15 protein-coding genes and 1 riboswitch are annotated in these 16,071 nt (G+C 42.8%); of the genes, 3 read left to right on the top strand and 12 right to left on the bottom strand.

Annotation, left to right across the window (positions count from 1 at the left end; translation table 11 throughout):
- Positions 1–50: 50 nt before the first annotated feature.
- The 8 genes from BUB77_RS29960 to ahpF form a co-directional block, all read right to left on the bottom strand.
- Complete coding sequence (locus BUB77_RS29960; protein ID WP_170866670.1) at positions 51–224, bottom strand: hypothetical protein; 174 nt, start codon at positions 222–224, stop codon at positions 51–53.
- 47 nt (positions 225–271) lie between these two features.
- Positions 272–892, bottom strand: coding sequence for an SGNH/GDSL hydrolase family protein (locus BUB77_RS16330; protein WP_073277841.1), 621 nt, complete (start codon positions 890–892; stop codon positions 272–274).
- Positions 893–1,114: 222 nt separating this feature from the next.
- Positions 1,115–2,965: a helix-turn-helix transcriptional regulator gene (locus tag BUB77_RS16325; RefSeq protein WP_073277837.1), complete on the bottom strand. Its 1,851-nt coding sequence runs from the start codon at positions 2,963–2,965 to the stop codon at positions 1,115–1,117.
- Between the two features lie 44 nt (positions 2,966–3,009).
- Positions 3,010–3,960, bottom strand: a complete 951-nt coding sequence (locus BUB77_RS16320; protein WP_073277835.1) for a DUF1861 family protein — start codon at positions 3,958–3,960, stop codon at positions 3,010–3,012.
- Between the two features lie 372 nt (positions 3,961–4,332).
- Positions 4,333–5,880 (bottom strand): extracellular solute-binding protein, encoded by a 1,548-nt coding sequence (locus BUB77_RS16315; protein ID WP_073277833.1) that lies wholly within the window; start codon positions 5,878–5,880, stop codon positions 4,333–4,335.
- 28 nt (positions 5,881–5,908) lie between these two features.
- The gene (locus BUB77_RS16310; RefSeq protein WP_073277831.1) at positions 5,909–6,781 is read right to left on the bottom strand and encodes a carbohydrate ABC transporter permease; all 873 of its coding nucleotides are present in this window, start codon (positions 6,779–6,781) and stop codon (positions 5,909–5,911) included.
- Positions 6,782–6,822: 41 nt separating this feature from the next.
- Entirely contained in the window at positions 6,823–7,776 is a 954-nt protein-coding gene (locus BUB77_RS16305) for an ABC transporter permease (RefSeq protein WP_073277829.1), read from the bottom strand.
- 405 nt (positions 7,777–8,181) lie between these two features.
- Positions 8,182–9,717 carry an alkyl hydroperoxide reductase subunit F gene (gene ahpF / locus BUB77_RS16300; protein ID WP_073277827.1) on the bottom strand — a complete coding sequence of 512 codons (1,536 nt, stop codon included), beginning with the start codon at positions 9,715–9,717 and terminating at the stop codon, positions 8,182–8,184.
- A 62-nt stretch (positions 9,718–9,779) separates the two neighbouring features.
- Here ahpF and BUB77_RS29475 point away from each other — a divergent pair, with 62 nt between their 5' ends.
- Entirely contained in the window at positions 9,780–10,004 is a 225-nt protein-coding gene (locus BUB77_RS29475) for a hypothetical protein (RefSeq protein ID WP_139241208.1), read from the top strand.
- Positions 10,005–10,043: 39 nt separating this feature from the next.
- Here BUB77_RS29475 and ahpC read toward each other — a convergent pair whose 3' ends face one another.
- On the bottom strand, positions 10,044–10,607 hold the full coding sequence (gene ahpC, locus BUB77_RS16295) for an alkyl hydroperoxide reductase subunit C (RefSeq protein ID WP_073277825.1): 564 nt from the start codon (positions 10,605–10,607) through the stop codon (positions 10,044–10,046).
- A gap of 423 nt (positions 10,608–11,030) precedes the next feature.
- Between ahpC and BUB77_RS16290 the strand changes: the two genes are divergently transcribed.
- Positions 11,031–11,522 carry an RNA polymerase sigma factor gene (locus tag BUB77_RS16290; protein ID WP_073277823.1) on the top strand — a complete coding sequence of 164 codons (492 nt, stop codon included), beginning with the start codon at positions 11,031–11,033 and terminating at the stop codon, positions 11,520–11,522.
- On the top strand, positions 11,519–12,400 hold the full coding sequence (locus BUB77_RS16285) for a DUF3298 and DUF4163 domain-containing protein (protein ID WP_073277821.1): 882 nt from the start codon (positions 11,519–11,521) through the stop codon (positions 12,398–12,400). The genes BUB77_RS16290 and BUB77_RS16285 overlap by 4 nt, the downstream gene beginning before the upstream one ends.
- Positions 12,401–12,506: 106 nt before the next feature.
- On the opposite strand, the gene BUB77_RS16280 is transcribed toward BUB77_RS16285, so the two are convergent.
- From BUB77_RS16280 to BUB77_RS16270, 3 genes are all read right to left on the bottom strand, one after another.
- The gene (locus BUB77_RS16280) at positions 12,507–12,893 is read right to left on the bottom strand and encodes a hypothetical protein (protein WP_073277819.1); all 387 of its coding nucleotides are present in this window, start codon (positions 12,891–12,893) and stop codon (positions 12,507–12,509) included.
- Between the two features lie 69 nt (positions 12,894–12,962).
- On the bottom strand, positions 12,963–14,177 hold the full coding sequence (locus tag BUB77_RS16275) for a methyl-accepting chemotaxis protein (RefSeq protein WP_073277817.1): 1,215 nt from the start codon (positions 14,175–14,177) through the stop codon (positions 12,963–12,965).
- A gap of 83 nt (positions 14,178–14,260) precedes the next feature.
- Positions 14,261–14,343, bottom strand: a riboswitch (cyclic di-GMP riboswitch).
- 859 nt (positions 14,344–15,202) lie between these two features.
- Positions 15,203–15,478 carry a CD3324 family protein gene (locus BUB77_RS16270; protein WP_073277815.1) on the bottom strand — a complete coding sequence of 92 codons (276 nt, stop codon included), beginning with the start codon at positions 15,476–15,478 and terminating at the stop codon, positions 15,203–15,205.
- Between the last annotated feature and the right edge of the window lie 593 nt (positions 15,479–16,071).

Genomic DNA, 16,071 nt, shown 5'->3' with positions numbered 1-16,071 from the left:
CATGCTATAACCTTACCATATTATTGTTTATGAAGACCAGTTCTTCCGCCTTAATTTTCCATTAAGATTTTATGTAGAAAAGGCTTGGATGCTGCCAGGCTTTCCAGAAGCCAAAGCTTCTCCCGCTCCGGGCGCAAAAAAAGAGGCACCTCGATGCATATGCTTAATACCAAAGATTGGCGTTGATATCGTTTACTATCAACGGCATCTGGTATCTTCATCACATTTTGAAGCAGCCTCTTTTATATTTTCCTATCCTGTTTTCCTTCTATCAGAACCCTGCTTTTCTGATCCACTCCTGGGCTATCAGGGCATGACCTGCCATGGTGGGATGTACTCCGTCCGCCGCCCAGGTTTCGGGGCTTCTTTGAGCAGCCGCACTGTTAATCAGACCATCAAGGGGCAGGAGCAATGTATGAAATTCTCTGGCCAGGCTTCTTACCGCATGAATCTTGGGATCCAGGTCTTCCCTCCACTCTTTTCTGTCCTCCGGAACAGGCAGAACAAATGGCTCACACAGCATTATCTCTGCATTTGTCTTTTCTTTTACCTGTAAAATAATCTTTCTGTATGTGTTTTCAAAATCCTGTACGGAGGTAGGGTCATTGTTGTCATAGCGCCTCCAGGTATCATTTATTCCAATAAGAATCGAAACAAATGCAGGTTCCAGGTTTATGCAGTCCGTATCCCATCTTGACTCAAGGTCGGTTACCCTGTTCCCGCTGATTCCCTTATTAATGAAACGGATATTTTTCTCAGGATATCTGGCCTGAAACCAGGAACTGATCAATAAAGGATATCCGTTTCCCATATCCTTTTCATCCTCCCTGTTCCTGCCGCAGTCGGTCACACTGTCACCTTGAAATAGAACTACCCCATTTTCTTTCAACATCTTTTACACCATTGCCTGCCACCGCCAGACCGGTAAGCCGGACTGCATAGCGGCATCCTTTCCTTCCTTACAATCTCCTTCACTCCTTGTTCCGGCAGCATATCCCAGGCTTGCCTGTGCTGCTGCAATAAATAAGGTGTGTGAAATGCTCCAATCAGCTTTTAACGCTTGAATTCCAGTATACCAGTATCATCCATTCAGAACAATGTACTATCTTCTATACTAATTGTGATATTGGCTCCTGAAGGCAGTCGGTGTCATTCCGTAGGTATTTTTAAAAAGAGTGGCAAAATAGGTGGAATTCGTAAAGCCGACCTCTGCTGCGATATCATTGACCGTTTTTGCAGTCTGAAGCAGAACAAGCTTTGACTTCTCCAACCGGCAGCTTGTAATATAGGATGAATATGCCTCCCCCTGAACGGATTTGAATATCTTTCCCAGATAGGCCGTGGATAATCCAAACACCTGTGAGATACTCTTTAAGGACAGATCGGGATTATTGAAATTGTATTCCGTATATTCCAGGATGGATTCCACCAGCTTCCTGTTCTTTTCCTGATAATTTGCACTGACCTGGTTATTGGCATCTATCAGCTCTTCCCGGTTGATCAGCTGGTTCATCTCCATATACTGCCTTGCTTTATGATAGGAGGCATAGATATCCCTCCTGCTGTCGACCACAATCCCCAGACTGCCGCTGACCAGGATAGGAAACATCTTCTCTGCAAATTCCTTCAATTGCCGAAAGCATAAAGCATATTCCTCCTCAACTGCCTTCTTCTCAAGAAAGAAGAGGAGTCCTACCTGATCCTCTCCCATATCCACAGCCTTGCAGCGGAAATCATCTCCAAAGATTTCATCCGAAAGATTACAGACAGCATAGCGGTAGAGCTTATACTCCTCCTTACGGACAGAGGGGTCAAGGGGACTTTTATCCTGGATTTTTAAAAGCATTACACAGTAATAATTTCCGCTGTAGTGCTCCTCCAGATAGTTCAGCTCCTTTTGTGGTACAAACAGCGGCATCTGCTCCCCTGTCAGAAGGTTATACAGATACAGGGTTTTAATATAATTTTCTTTTAAATATTTCTCATGTGTTCCCCTGGCAATGGCCATGTCCAGCTCCACCAGAGGCTTTTGGATCTTTCTGTTGAATATAACGGAGATAAGCAGGCAAAAGGACACCAGGGCCAGAGCTATTCCAACAAAGGTAATGCTTATTTTTTGAAACCGGCTGTTGAAATAGGAATAATCCTGCATATCAATAAACCACCAGCCAAATTCCGGGGATTCGGAGAAAAAGACCAGCTGCCGCTTTACTTTATCATCATAGACAAAGCTTTTTTCCCTGGGATTTAACCTGGTTATAATAGAGTAAAAGTACTCCGACAGGGGCTGGTTATTTACCACGGCCCTTGTATTACTGGTAACAGCGCTTCCGTCAACATCGATAATATACACCTTTCTGGCTGCCCTGTGGTTATCGTTAAGACTGTACTGGAACCAGTCGGCATTTACATCCTCTATTACCATTGCGTTATAATAAGGCAGATACTGTAAAAAGGACACAACATTCTTTGTCTTCTGTATTTGCTTGATTGTTCTTACACCAATATATTTTTTTTGCTCCAGCATCGATAAGGCATAGTCAATATTAGCCTTACCGCCCCCATTGTTTCCTATTGCCTGTATACACTTTCCGTTATTAAAATTGACAATGGAAATATCCTCAATATAAGAATAAGCGCTTTTTATTTCCTGAAGCTTAAGGAATAAATAGTAATTATCCTTTTTATTATCCTCTTTATTCTGAACAAATTTCAACGTCCTGCTGTCACTTGTAATTACCGACGCAACATTATCAATATCTGTCTTTAAGTTATCTACCTCTCTGACTAACTGGCCTAAAAGCTGTTTGGTTGAATCAATCTGGTTTTGTTTGATGCTGACAATAAAGACACCGTACAAGCTCATCAAAATAAGGGTAGTAATAACAAGAATACTGATAGAATAAGTAATCAGTGTCCTCCGGTACACAGAATAGGACAACAGTTTCTTAAAATACTTTCTCAACCCCAGCTCCAATCTGTGCAGTGTACACTAAGCACATTTAAATTCTATTTCAGCGGAATGCAAAAGGGATATTCAATGGTAATCCGGCCTTCCATAGTATCACCGATACCTGCGTATAAATCTGCTTTTCCGTCCCCTCTCATAACAATTCCCGAGGTAAAGGTGCAGTCAATCAGATTTGGTACCTTGGCCGGCCCTGCCGGATAGCAGGAACGGGTACCGATAATTTTTCTGTTCTTCACCTCAAAGGTCCGGGGGTCAAATTCAAAGGAGATATTCACATAGACCGCCAGTGCCTTCTCCCCTTCCACCGGCTGGGTATAGCACTGGTGCCCGATTACACCGAGCGTGCCGTCTGCCAGCAGGTATACCTGGTTACAGCCGCCCCACTCTCCCTTATCAAAGATACCAAGGATGGGCTCCGCAGATTCTATCACCTCATTGGTCAGCTCCTCCAGTGAGGATATTACGGCAAAGCCTATCACGGAAGCGCTGCCGTATTTCTTTTCAATTTCTTCGTTTCTGGGTCTTGAAAAAACACCGATTCTGCCGTCGGCCAGCTCTACCAGGCGGATATCCTTCATATAATCGGGACCTGTGGTAAAGTACACCAGGTCCTTCAGGTCCTTCCCCCGGTAGAAATAGCCGTAATAGGTATCCACTGCACCGCCGCGCTTACGCACATGGGTTCCCCCAAGTACTATTTCTCCCTGGACAACGCTGATATAAGGGTCCTCCAACTGATAGATCATATGGTCCTTCACCAGCGTATACTCATCTTTTCCCGTCTTTTCAAAGAGCCTGGCCCAGGAGCGGGCCCATTCATCCCTTTTTTCCACTCTTCCGTAAATATATTCTTTTCCGTCCCAGGTAAAGGGCAGTGAGCAGTTATAAACGTCAAAGCCCTCTGTTCCATGAAAGGTCAGTACTGCGCTGTCATATATCTTCTGATTTTTCTCCAGTTCAAACTGGTCTTTTATTTCCTTAATTGACATATCTCTGTCTCCTGTTCCTATGTAATGTCGTTTTTATGTCACCCCGCTGACTGGTCAAGGCCTTTTCAATGGCATCCGAAGGACAGCACATCCTATTAAATAATATATCATCCAGAGCACAATGCTGGCAAGACCAAAACACTTCGATACGGTGAACGCATACTGCCGATTCATTCCCTCTGCCGGGAGCAGTACCTCAGGCAGCCAGGCTGCCTGGTATAATGCTGTATCAGCAGATAGAATAATCGGCAGTGCCCTTCCTCTGATATTATCTGACTATTAATGCTTTACATTCTTGCGCTTTAACAAACAGACCTTCCATAAAGCCTTGTTCTTCAGAGCCTGGTTTCCGCAAAACCTGTCCAGGCATCCTTACTGCTGCCTGCTGGTTTCCAGCTGGCTCTTGAATTCATTGACCAGATCATCAATGCCGGCTTTTTTAAGAAGATTAAGTGCTTCTTTGATACTGGAATCATAATCTACAACACCGCATGCCATAGGCGCTATTACAGCCGCAATCTGAGTATTTACATCGGCAAGCTGGGTCTGCACATTGGAGCCGTCAAAGGTAAACTGGGAAGCATATCCTTCCACTGCAGTTTTATCAATGTTATAAAGATGCTCATTGGTAACCTTCGGTGCTGTGGAATTAGTATATTCAAAGTTGATATTTCCAATCATCCAGGTTGCAAAGGAATAAGGCACCTGTCCGGAAGCCGCATCGGTAATTGCTTCGTAGTTTCTGTCATCCAGCTTCTTATAATCCGTACCTTCGGTTCCGTATACAAAGAGATCAAAATTCTCCTGGCTGGAATATAACCAGTTAATAAATTTTACTGCTGCTTCCGGATGCTTGCTGGAAAGAGGAACCGCCTGGATGTTACGTGTTCCGTAAGGACGGATTTCCGGTGTTGCTGTATCAAAATCCAGCCATGCAAAATCATCTGGGGTAATATCCGGATAGCTCTTCTTCATACCTGTAATATCCCCGATGGTTCCTGCATGTACGAACCAGTCGCCGTTGGTCAGCTGGTTATCCTTCTGGTCCTGGGTCACCGTTAGAACATCGGGATTAATCAAGCCCTTTTCGTACCAGATTCGGGCTTTTTTACAGCTTTCCTTAAAGGCATCTGTCTCAAAATAATTCTTTACGGAGCCGTCCTGTCCTACATAGAACATCTTATCGTACAGTACGTAATTGTTATCACTGTTAAAGAAATATCCGCCGACCTGTTCGGTTCCAACCATGGGAATAAAAGGCTTTTGTGCGCCGTCCCAGTTCTTCATGACCGTTTCAAAGGCACTGGTCAGCTCCTCAAAGGTGGTTGGCATATCCAGGTTGTATTTTTTAAGGATATCCGTACGGATGGTTGCCTGATGATCCAGGGCACTTTCCACCCAGTAAGCAGGAATACCGTACTGCTTCCCGCCTACCTGTCCGGATTTCATTGCAAGCTCGGGATTGGCAGCTTTGATGGCAGAGCCATACTGGTCCATATAGGGGGTAAGATCTGCCAAAGCGCCTCTGGATGCATAATTGGCAAGGGAAACGCGGTCATTCATAACGTGGAACATGTCAAATTCCTCACCGGTGGAAAGCATGATGTTTAATTTCTGGTCCCATACATCCCAGGCATAATACTTAAGCTCAATTTCCACACCGACTCCGTCGGCAGCAAGCTTTTCATTCACTGCCTTCAGGCCTCTTTCCAGGTCTGCCGGTGCATCGCCGGGAACAACATAAATTAACTTTACAGGTTCACTTGAACTGGTATCTGTGTTTTTGGAGTCACCGGAGGTATTTGAGGAACCATTCGTCTTCCCGCTGTCCTTTCCTCCATTATCTGCCGATTGCTTACAGCCGGCCAGCAGTGACATCATCATCACTGCAATGAGTAATAAACCCAATACTTTTTTCATAGAAAATCTCCTTTTTGTTATATGTATTTTAACCCTTTACAGAGCCAACTACCAGACCTTTGACATAATACTTCTGCAGGAACGGATATAACAGGACAATGGGACCGATGGTAACAATGGCCGTTGCCATCTTTATGGATTCCGACGGTACTGTCATACTGGTTGCACCGCTCAGATATTGTAAATCCTTTAGCATGGAAATCTGGGATTTAAGCTGAAGGAGCAAATACTGGATCGGATACAGCTTTTCATTATCCACAAGCATAATGGCATTCCACCAGTCATTCCAATAGCCCAGACCGTAAAAGAGGCCAATGGTCGCCAATGCCGGAACTGTTAAAGGAAAATAGATCTTTAGCGCAATTACAATATCATTTGCCCCGTCTATGGTCGCCGACTCCCGCAGGGAATCCGGCAGGGAGCTCATAAAATTACGTGCCAGAAACATATTAAAGGTACTGAACAATAAGCTCGGGACAATGAGTGCAAATATATTGTTACGCAGATGCAGCATATTGCAGATTAAATACCAGGGAACAATACCTGCTCCAAATACCATAGGGATAAAGAAATACATTCCCAGCGCATTGCGGTACTTTACATTTTTATTGGACAGGGTATAGGCTGCCAATCCGGTAATCACCACTGCGGATAAGGTACCGACCACCGTAACAGCTATGGATATGATATAGCTCCGTATTACAGAGGAGCCGTCCCGAAACATCAGCTCATAGGCATAAAAGGAAATTTTCTTTGGAAAGAAGCTGTAGCCGTCCCGCATAATGGTTGTTTCATCTGTTATCGAGACCATAAAGGTCAATACCATTGGAAGCAGGCAAAGCAGAGTAAATGCTAAAATAAAGAAACCAATGAAGAAATTCCCCCAGGAAAACTTTTTCATACTGTAACATCCTTTCCGCCGCCGTAAGCGGCTTATTACTTTTAATAGAGTGCCCCGTCGGGGTAGAATTTTCTTGCCAGCCAGTTGGAACCATAGACCATGATAAAGCCAATTCCCGACTGGAATAAACCAATTGCGGTAGACTGGGACATGTCACCAATCTGGCGCATGGAGCGGAATATATAAGTATCAATAATATCCGTTGTCTTATATAAGGTTCCATTATCGCCCACCAGTGCATATATCATACCGAAATCACCATACATAATTTTTCCCAAGGATAGCAAAGTCATAATTACTATGGTCGGCATGATTAACGGAAGGGTAATCCGCTTCATCATCTGGAACCTGCCGGCTCCGTCAATGGCTGCTGCCTCATAGAGTGATGAGTCAATACCGGTAATGGAGGCTAAGAAGATAATGGCGCTCATTCCCGCTCCCTTCCAAATCTTCATTACTACCAGTATACCCGGCCATACATTGGGGTCCGTGTACCAGTTGACTGCTTTCATTCCCATGGACCTTAGAGCCGTATTGACAATACCGTACTGGGTCGAGAACAAACTGATTAAAATATAGCTGACCATAATCCAGGAAATATAACTTGGAAACAGCATAACGGACTGTGTTATCTTGATAAACCATTTGCACCGCAGCTCATTCAGCAGGATTGCCAGCAATACTGCCATTACCGTACCGGTAATAATGAACAGGACGTTGAGATAAATGGTATTCCAGGTTACCCGGAAAGCGTTCTGGGAGGAGAAGAAGAAATTAAAATTCTTGAATCCGACCCATTTCCCTTTAAAAATAATATCTACGATGGAATTATTTCTGTAATCATAACGCTGAAAGGCTATCAGCATGTAAGGATATGCCATATAGTTAAACAGGAAAACATAAATTATTGCTGGCAGGGCTATTAAATAAGAGAATTTATTCTTAGCCACGTCACGAAAAAAGCTCTCTTTTTTGACTGTATTATTTCTCTTCATATCTTGATGTCCTCTCTCCTTCGTTCTGTTTTCATTTTAATCCGCCCTGCCGATTAGTAAACTAAGAAGAAGTTGTAACATGCTTTGAAAAATAGCAATTTCACCTTTAAAATCAAGCTATGGATTATAAAAATCAGCAAAAAGGTATCAATAAACAGAAATAAGTGCTGTTAGAAAGCTAACTTCCAAGCTTGCTAACAGCACTTATCCAATGCCAAAAGAGGGCACCCCATAACTGACTAAGCTGTCATATGGGATGCCCTTCTGAATATTTAATTAAAACCATTGCCTTATTGATACAACAATTCCTTACTCCGCATTTCCACAGCAGCATCTGATTCCACTCCCTGGCAGCATAATCCTACCCCTATCCTGTCAGCCATATACCTCCATGCAAGTCCGCTGCTATGCTTCACTTCTTATCAGATAATCAAAAGCGCTTAATGCGGCATTCGCTCCGGAACCCATGGAAATAATAATCTGTTTGTACGGACTGTCCGTGCAATCCCCTGCGGCAAAAACACCGGCAGCACTTGTATTGTTGTGATTATCAATGGTTATCTCACCTATCCGGTTACGGGTAAGGGTGTCCCCCAGCCAATCCGTGTTAGGCACCAGACCGATCTGGACAAATACTCCCTCCAGCTCAAGATGCTTTTCTTCCCCATTTTCCCGGTTGGAAAAGGTAATTCCATTAACCTTATTGGTTCCGGTTATCTCTTTTGTCTGTACATTTTTATAAACAGTAACATTGGGCAGGCTGCTAAGGTGTGTCTGCAGGATGGCATCAGCCTTTAATTCCGGCATGAACTCGAGAACGGTAACATGTTCTGCCACTCCGGCCAGGTCAATAGCAGCCTCAATGCCGGAATTACCTCCGCCGATGACTGCAACCCTTTTTCCCTTAAATAAGGGACCGTCACAATGAGGACAATAAGCAACGCCTTTGTTCTTAAATTCCTCTTCGCCGGGTACATTGACCTTCCGCCATCTGGCACCGGTGCTAAGGATTACCGTCCTGCTTTTCAGAGTCCCGCCGCTTTCCAGTTCCACTTCAATAAGGTCCTTCTTTTTAAGGCCCTTTGCCCGCTGGCCCTTTATAATATCCACATCATAAGCATTTACATGCTCTTCCAGGCTCTGGGCCAGCTTGGGACCCTCCGTATATTTTGTACCGATAAGATTCTCAATTCCCAGGGTTTCAAGCACCTGACCGCCGAAACGTTCCGCAACAATACCGGTGCGGATGCCTTTACGTGCGGAATAGATAGCTGCACTGGCTCCGGCAGGGCCACCGCCTACCACCAGAACATCAAAGGGCTCTTTTTCATTGATTCCCTCTGCCTCCACGGGGGCGTCAAGCTTTTGAAGAAATTCCTCCAGGTCCATCCGTCCGCCGCCAAAAAATTCTCCGTTCAGATAAACTGCCGGCACCGCCAGGACATTCCTATCCTCTGCTTCCTTTTGGAAGGCAGCTCCGTCAATCATGGTATGTGTAACGCCCGGATTCAATACGCTTATGGCATTTAATGCCTGTACGACCTCCGGACAGTTATGACAGCTTAAGCTGATATAGGTCTCAAATTGATAATCACCCTTTAGTGCCTTGATTTTCTCCTGTACCTTTTCTTCTATCCGGGGAGGTCTTCCGCTGACCTGTAAAAGAGCAAGTACAAAGGAATTAAACTCATGCCCCAGCGGAATACCGGCAAAGGTCACGCCCTTTCCCTCACCCTTTTTACAGATCTGAAAGCTTGGTGTTCTGGGTAAGAGCTCTTTCTCTACGGTGATTTTATCCGACAGAGAGCTTACTTCTTCTATGAACCTTACCAAATCCTCCGATATGCTGTCAGAACCTGCACTTACCTTAATCTCTATATCACTTTCCAGTAAATTTAAATATTCTGCCAATTGATTTTTGATTTCTAATTCCAGCGCCATATTTTCCTCCTTTCTAAACCTTTATATACAGCTTTGTTTACTGTCTTACCTGAACAGGAAGTGTGAAAGAAAAGTGCTTTCACACTCCTTTATTTATGGCAGTACCGCAGACCGGTCTGCGGTATGCAATGGGAGCAAATGTGAAAGAAAAACACTTTCACACTCCTTTATTTATGGCAGTACCGCAGACAAGCCTGCGGTATGCAATGGGAGCAAGTGTGAACTACTTTTGTTTCCCGCTGACATACATACAGTATCGCAGGCAAACCTGCGATACTGTCAAATAAGTGTGAAAGTATAACGCTTTCACCCGCCTGCTATTCTCCTTAAATCTTCCCTACCAGGTCAAGACTTGGCTTCAATGTTGCTCCGCCTTCTTTCCACTTTGCAGGGCACACCTCACCGGGATTATTTCTCACATACTGGGCAGCTCTCAGCTTATCAACCATCGTGTCAGCATTTCGTCCGATATTTCCGGCATTAATCTCCACAGTCTTGATTACACCATCGGGATCAATGAGGAAGGTTCCGCGGTCCGCAAGTCCATCCTCTTCAATTAATACATCAAAATTTCTGGCAAGGGTATGGGAAGGGTCCCCAATCATAGTATAGGTTATCTTGCGGATAGCCTCCGATGTGTCATGCCATGCCTTATGGGTGAAGTGGGTATCGGTGGATACGGAGTAAACCTCTGCACCAAGTTTTTTAAAGGTTTCATAATTGTTCTGCAAATCCTCAAGCTCTGTGGGGCACACAAAGGTAAAGTCTGCCGGATAGAAGCAAACAATGCTCCATTTTCCCTTGAAATCCTCCTCTGTCAGCTCTACAAATTTTCCTTCACGATAGGCCTGTGCCTTAAATGCTTTTACTTCTGTTCCGATTAATGACATAATTAATACCTCCTGATAATTTTTGTTATACTATATTTATGGTTTCTTTTAAATAATTAATATCAGTAATTATTACTATTATTATAATATAGAATTCTTTTGAAATTGTCAAGGGATATTTTTTATTTTTTCCAACATTTTCATACTTTTTAATTTCATGCAGGATTCGGGTGTCTTAAGTTATTCTCAGATCTTATCTGTGTATATTTGGAGTATAAAAATCCAGTGAAGCGGCTTTCATGGAGTTGAGTGCTTTTTTATACTCCAGGTATACCTTCACTAACTTGACATTGAATTATGACAACCAAATCAAATATTTTTCAAACTTTTTACCCTTCCAGGCTATCTAACTATATAGCAGGGCAAAAAAATCAAGTGCTCTACAATCAGCTGATAAATGAAACAGAGAGAAGGTGAAGCTTTGTGAAAGACAGTGTGTACACACAGTTAACAGAATACATAACCGGTAACCAGAATAAGTTCTACCGCCTGGCTTACAGTTATCTTAACAATAAGGAGGCGGCCCTTGATGCCGTGCAAAATGCAGTCTGCAAGGCCCTGGAAAACTACCCTTCCCTTCGTAATCCCGACTATTTAAAGACCTGGTTCTACCGTGTCCTGGTAAATGAGTGCCTGGCCTACCGGAAAAAATACCGCAGGGAGCTTCCTCTGGAGGAGGAGTTCATAAAAGAAGATTTTTATTACCAGAAGGAATTTGATGCAGGCTATGAATTATACGATAAGGTTAACAAACTGCCTGATAAATACAAAACCGTCATTCTTCTTCATTATTATGAGGATATGACGTTAAAGGAAATCGCAGATATCACGGGAATAAATTTAAGCACCGTAAAAACACGCCTTTACGCCGGAATACGGCAATTACAAAAGTCCCTGAAAGGAGAACTCATATGAAGGAAAGCCTACGATTTGATGCTGCAAAAAACATATATGATAACCTAAAGATTCCATCGGATTTAAGTCAACGGATTGAAAAGGAAATAGCCATTAGGAAAGTTCCTTCCCTGGAGGAACCCCCTCTTAAAAAGCCGCATATCCGTCTGAAATTCACTCTCACTGCCGCTGCCGCCTGTGCTGCCTTACTGATTACAGCCCTGAACACCAATGCAGCTTTTGCCCAGAATGCAGGAAATCTCCCGGTCGTCGGCTGGGTCGCAAAGGTTCTGACTCTCCGCAGCTATGAAGAAAAAGACGCGGATAAGACCGTGAAGGTCACTCTGCCACAGGTAACCTCCGAGAAGTCCACTGCGCAAAAGGTCAACCAAATGATCGAGGAGAAGTCCAAGGCATATTTAAAGGAGGCAAAGGAAAGGGTTGAGGAGTATAAAAAGGCCTTTCTGGATACAGGAGGCACCGAGGAGGAATTTAAGCAGAAAAACATTGAGATAAAAGTAAATTATGATGTAAAATACCAGGATGATAACATGGTTTCCTTTGTGCTCTACGGGGCGGAATCCTGGGTAAGTGCCTATGACTTTAATACCTTTTATAACATCAACCTGAGTACCGATACCGAAATAACCCTTGAGGAGCTGCTGGGAAAGGATTATGTCCAACGGGCAAATACCGGCATCCGGGAGCAGATGGCGGAAAGGGTCAAGGAAAATTCCGATAATATGTATTTCAAGCCCGATGAAGGCGGTTTTCAGACCATCGACCAAAATACTAAATTTTATATTAATCAGAATAAGAATCCGGTGATTGTTTTCGATAAATATGAAATTGCCCCGGGAAGCATGGGAATGCAGGAATTTGAGATTGCAGCGAAATAAAGAGAAATGAAGGGGTTGCGGTAATTTAACAAAATATGCTCTCTTCCGGGCAGACAATTTTACCTGCCTGCCGAAAGGGAGCATATCAACTGTTAAGTATTTTATTTTAGAAGCCTTTTGTTTTTAACCAAGCCACAGCCTCGTCTTCATTTAAAAAGGCCTGCTGAGGGAATTTGGATGAAACCGCCCTGTTTATCTGCATTTTAACAATAGCACTGTCTACAATAACAGCCGCACACTGAATATTATTTTCAACCAGCCAGTCGGTATGCTTTGCCATTACATCCCCAAGATCAGACATCTTATATTTTCTTACATCGGTAATAGCTGCCCAAGGCTGTTTACCGATAGCGGGTCCGATTTTGTTTACATACTGTTCGTGGTATTCGTTATAATCCTCTTTTGTCCAAAGACCTACAGGTGTCTCGTATATTAGTTTTTTGTCAGGATCATAATTAATGGAATACAGACCCCTTGGATGTGTTATCATCATAACAAATTCCTCCTAAGTAAAATTTATTTTGAAATGGAGTAAACCTCCAAGACAATCGGATGTTCTGACTTATTCCAGATTGAAAGCTTCCAGTTTCTCTTTGAGGACTTGTGCAATGTTAGACATCTCATTGGAGCACTCTGCAACCAATTGAATCAGATTGTTCTGTTCCTCAACCGAAGAAGAGGCTTCCTGTGTCCCTGCTGCCGTTTCCTCCGATATACTTGCAATGGTAGCAATCATATCTTCGGCTTCCCTTGCATCATCTGTCAGAGTCTTGGTGGCACCGGCTGCCGCTTTTACCTTTACACCGATAGAGGATACTTTTTCGGAAATATCGGAAATGGAGCTTACTGTCTGCTCAAAAGCTTTTCCCTGCTCCTGGGAAAGGGTATTAGCCGTCTTAATCTGCATAACGGTGTTTTCGATACCCTGCTGGACATCGTTGATGATTTCCGTTATCTGCTTGCCGGATTCAGCGGACTGTTCCGCCAATTTACGGATTTCCTCGGATACAACGGCAAAGCCCCTTCCGTGCTCTCCGGCTCTTGCTGCTTCAATAGCAGCATTTAAAGCAAGCAGGTTGGTCTGCTGCGCCACACCCTTTATAACCTCTAATATCTTACCGATTTCCTTCGACTTTTCCATAAGGTCTGTAATGGCAACTTCCATATTTTCCGTAATGACCTTGTTTTCCGTCATTTTCTCTTCCTGGAAGCGAATGGACTCTTTTACATCTGCCATGGCTGCCATCGCTTCATCGGAAACCTTATCGGAAGCAGCCATATCCTCGCCGATGCAAATAATCATTTCGGTTATGTTGTTTATTCTGGTGCTGCCCTTTTCCGTTGACTCTGCCTGCTGGGTTGCACCCTCTGCCAATTGGGATATGGACAGGGTGACTTTGCTTGAAATGTCACTCATTTCACCGGAGGAATGTTTCATTTCTTCGGAGGAATACGTAATAACTTCTACAGATTCCTTCACATGCTGAATGAATTCATTAATGTTCTCCTCCGTATTGACCGCCGGCTTATTTTCGCTGTAGACGGAATTACTTTCTGCTCTTACTGCCGTATCATTTGCCTGAGCTGCCTTATTCAGCCTGGCATTCAGCACGAACGTAAGGCAAAGGGCTGCTAATTCCAATACCACTGCTATAAATATCAGAGGCTGCACTCTTAAAAATGCTCCTGCCGTTAAAACAACAAAGCAGACAAGCATTACAGCAAGGTTGGTGTTCATTACACCCCTTATTACTTTTCTTTCGTTATGACTCTCCACATCTAGACCTCCTAATGTATTATATCTGTATTTATTGCATAAAAAAAAGCCAAATGCAGTCGCCCACAGATGGCTACATTAACTACAGTAACCCGACTATCCTAGCATATGCCTTAGACTCGTGGCTTTGCGTCCTTACCTTTCGATAAGTTTGCCTTTTTTAAGTTAGTATAATTATGAAACAAAGTTCTATATGGATTTCATCAACTTTACAATGTTAGAAAACTTCCAGATTTTTAACATATCGTGTCGATTTATATATTTGATTATACACAAATTTGCTCATAAGTCAAATTTTATGTACTAAATTTTGCGTAAAAACTAAACATTTTCTTTCTGTTTTTTTACAGTTATAGTCTGAAGCAGTTTCAATTGTAAATCCGGTACTATACCTTGAATATATAAATCCATTACAACTATTGATTTTCTTAAGTTTCATTCATTCAAAAAAGTTGTCTTACCATATTTATAATTTATACACAATTTCAATTCTTTTCCAGTTTTTCAATTTCTATAAAACCGTCCAAAAAAACCACTGCCATTAAGCAGTGGTCCAATGATAAATATTTGCGGATACCAGGCTTTTGGCAGCGGCTGTATTAATTTGTATCTATATTCAAATAGATGGACCGTTATGCCGTGAAACAGCATGGCTGCGGCTACAGCGTTTAAAAAGAGCATCGCGTATTTGGCAGCCAGCCGGACAGTTAAGAATCCGGCTTAAACGGCAGCTAAAGAGCGGCTATCTTCCTATTCCTGCATCTTTTACATACGGTCAGTTTATTTCCGTCACCTGTTATCAGAGGATAAAGCACTTTAATTCTTTTGGTATTACATACCGGGCAGGTACCTCTGCCCCGTGACGGCAAGGTTCTTAATGTTTTGCCTCTATGGGGTTTTAATGCCATATGATTCATTCCTTTCTATATAACATATCCTGAAATAATCCCTTTGGGATACCTTCTGATATCACTATATCGGAAATCGGAAATGAAATCTATTGCACAAATGATTCTGTATGGATTTTACGCATATTTTCTTACCTGGCTTATAATGCGCCGGACACTCTGCTCGGATAGAAAATATTTCTCCGAGAGCTTTTCTACCGTTGCTCCCTCCCTGTATTTATCATAAATTTCAATATTTCTTGCTTTTAATAAATCCCTTGTACCGCTTTTTTCTCCCCAGGATTTCTTTTCCCCCTCCTTACGAGGTATATACAGATAATCACCGCTTACATAATTCTGCAGCAATCTTACTAGTTCTTCCGGCAGTACGTCCTGTGCTTTTTTATATTTCATATACTTTGCTCCTCTAATCATAATTTCATAATTACTGTTCAGATGAAGCAAAGACCATAAAAAACTGCAGCGGACGTACCCGCTGCAGTTAAGATTTTTATCAAATCCTTATCCAAATCTTTAAAATAGGAAAAGTGAAAAGAGTATGCAAACAAAACCTCCATAAACTATTGAGGTCAGACAATGCCATATCTTATCACCGACTACTTTAAATACCGGACCTCCGAGCAAAGCATCGCCGACTACTGAAATTGTGGTCTCTGCGCGGAGGTGAGTTTTTTATCAATTGCTTTTAAAGCTTTCATAAGGATTCCCTTCTAAGGTGTTAAACACCGCTGTTTCGTTATGTTAATATCTTTTACAGTATATCATAACGGCAGCTTAAATCAAGTTCAAAAACAATTCTGTACTGTTTCTGAGCTGCAGCTCACCCACCAGGTCGAACTGTAGCTCAGAATTAAAAATAATTACCCTGTTTGCTTGCACTGCGGAGGAAATAGGACTATAGTTAAGTTGCGACCTTACAATATTAAGCGGTAACAAATAGCTTAATATTTATATTTTGTAAGATTACAAACTATAAGAAAGAAGGA

This window comes from Anaerocolumna jejuensis DSM 15929 (genome assembly GCF_900142215.1).
In the GTDB taxonomy this organism is placed as follows: domain Bacteria; phylum Bacillota; class Clostridia; order Lachnospirales; family Lachnospiraceae; genus Anaerocolumna; species Anaerocolumna jejuensis.
The sequence above is the reverse complement of the archived record's forward strand: the minus strand, read 5'-3'. Positions and strand labels throughout refer to the sequence as shown.

Excerpts from the sequence above, each read along its gene's own strand:
- BUB77_RS16330 (WP_073277841.1), bottom strand. The coding sequence starts at position 892 with ATGTTGAAAGAAAATGGGGTAGTTCTATTTCAAGGTGACAGTGTGACC.
- BUB77_RS16270 (WP_073277815.1), bottom strand. The coding sequence starts at position 15,478 with ATGAAATATAAAAAAGCACAGGACGTACTGCCGGAAGAACTAGTAAGA.
- BUB77_RS16310 (WP_073277831.1), bottom strand. The coding sequence starts at position 6,781 with ATGAAAAAGTTTTCCTGGGGGAATTTCTTCATTGGTTTCTTTATTTTA.
- ahpC (WP_073277825.1), bottom strand. The coding sequence starts at position 10,607 with ATGTCATTAATCGGAACAGAAGTAAAAGCATTTAAGGCACAGGCCTAT.
- ahpF (WP_073277827.1), bottom strand. The coding sequence starts at position 9,717 with ATGGCGCTGGAATTAGAAATCAAAAATCAATTGGCAGAATATTTAAAT.
- BUB77_RS16305 (WP_073277829.1), bottom strand. The coding sequence starts at position 7,776 with ATGAAGAGAAATAATACAGTCAAAAAAGAGAGCTTTTTTCGTGACGTG.
- BUB77_RS16315 (WP_073277833.1), bottom strand. The coding sequence starts at position 5,880 with ATGAAAAAAGTATTGGGTTTATTACTCATTGCAGTGATGATGATGTCA.
- BUB77_RS16280 (WP_073277819.1), bottom strand. The coding sequence starts at position 12,893 with ATGATGATAACACATCCAAGGGGTCTGTATTCCATTAATTATGATCCT.
- BUB77_RS16320 (WP_073277835.1), bottom strand. The coding sequence starts at position 3,960 with ATGTCAATTAAGGAAATAAAAGACCAGTTTGAACTGGAGAAAAATCAG.
- BUB77_RS16285 (WP_073277821.1), top strand. The coding sequence starts at position 11,519 with ATGAAGGAAAGCCTACGATTTGATGCTGCAAAAAACATATATGATAAC.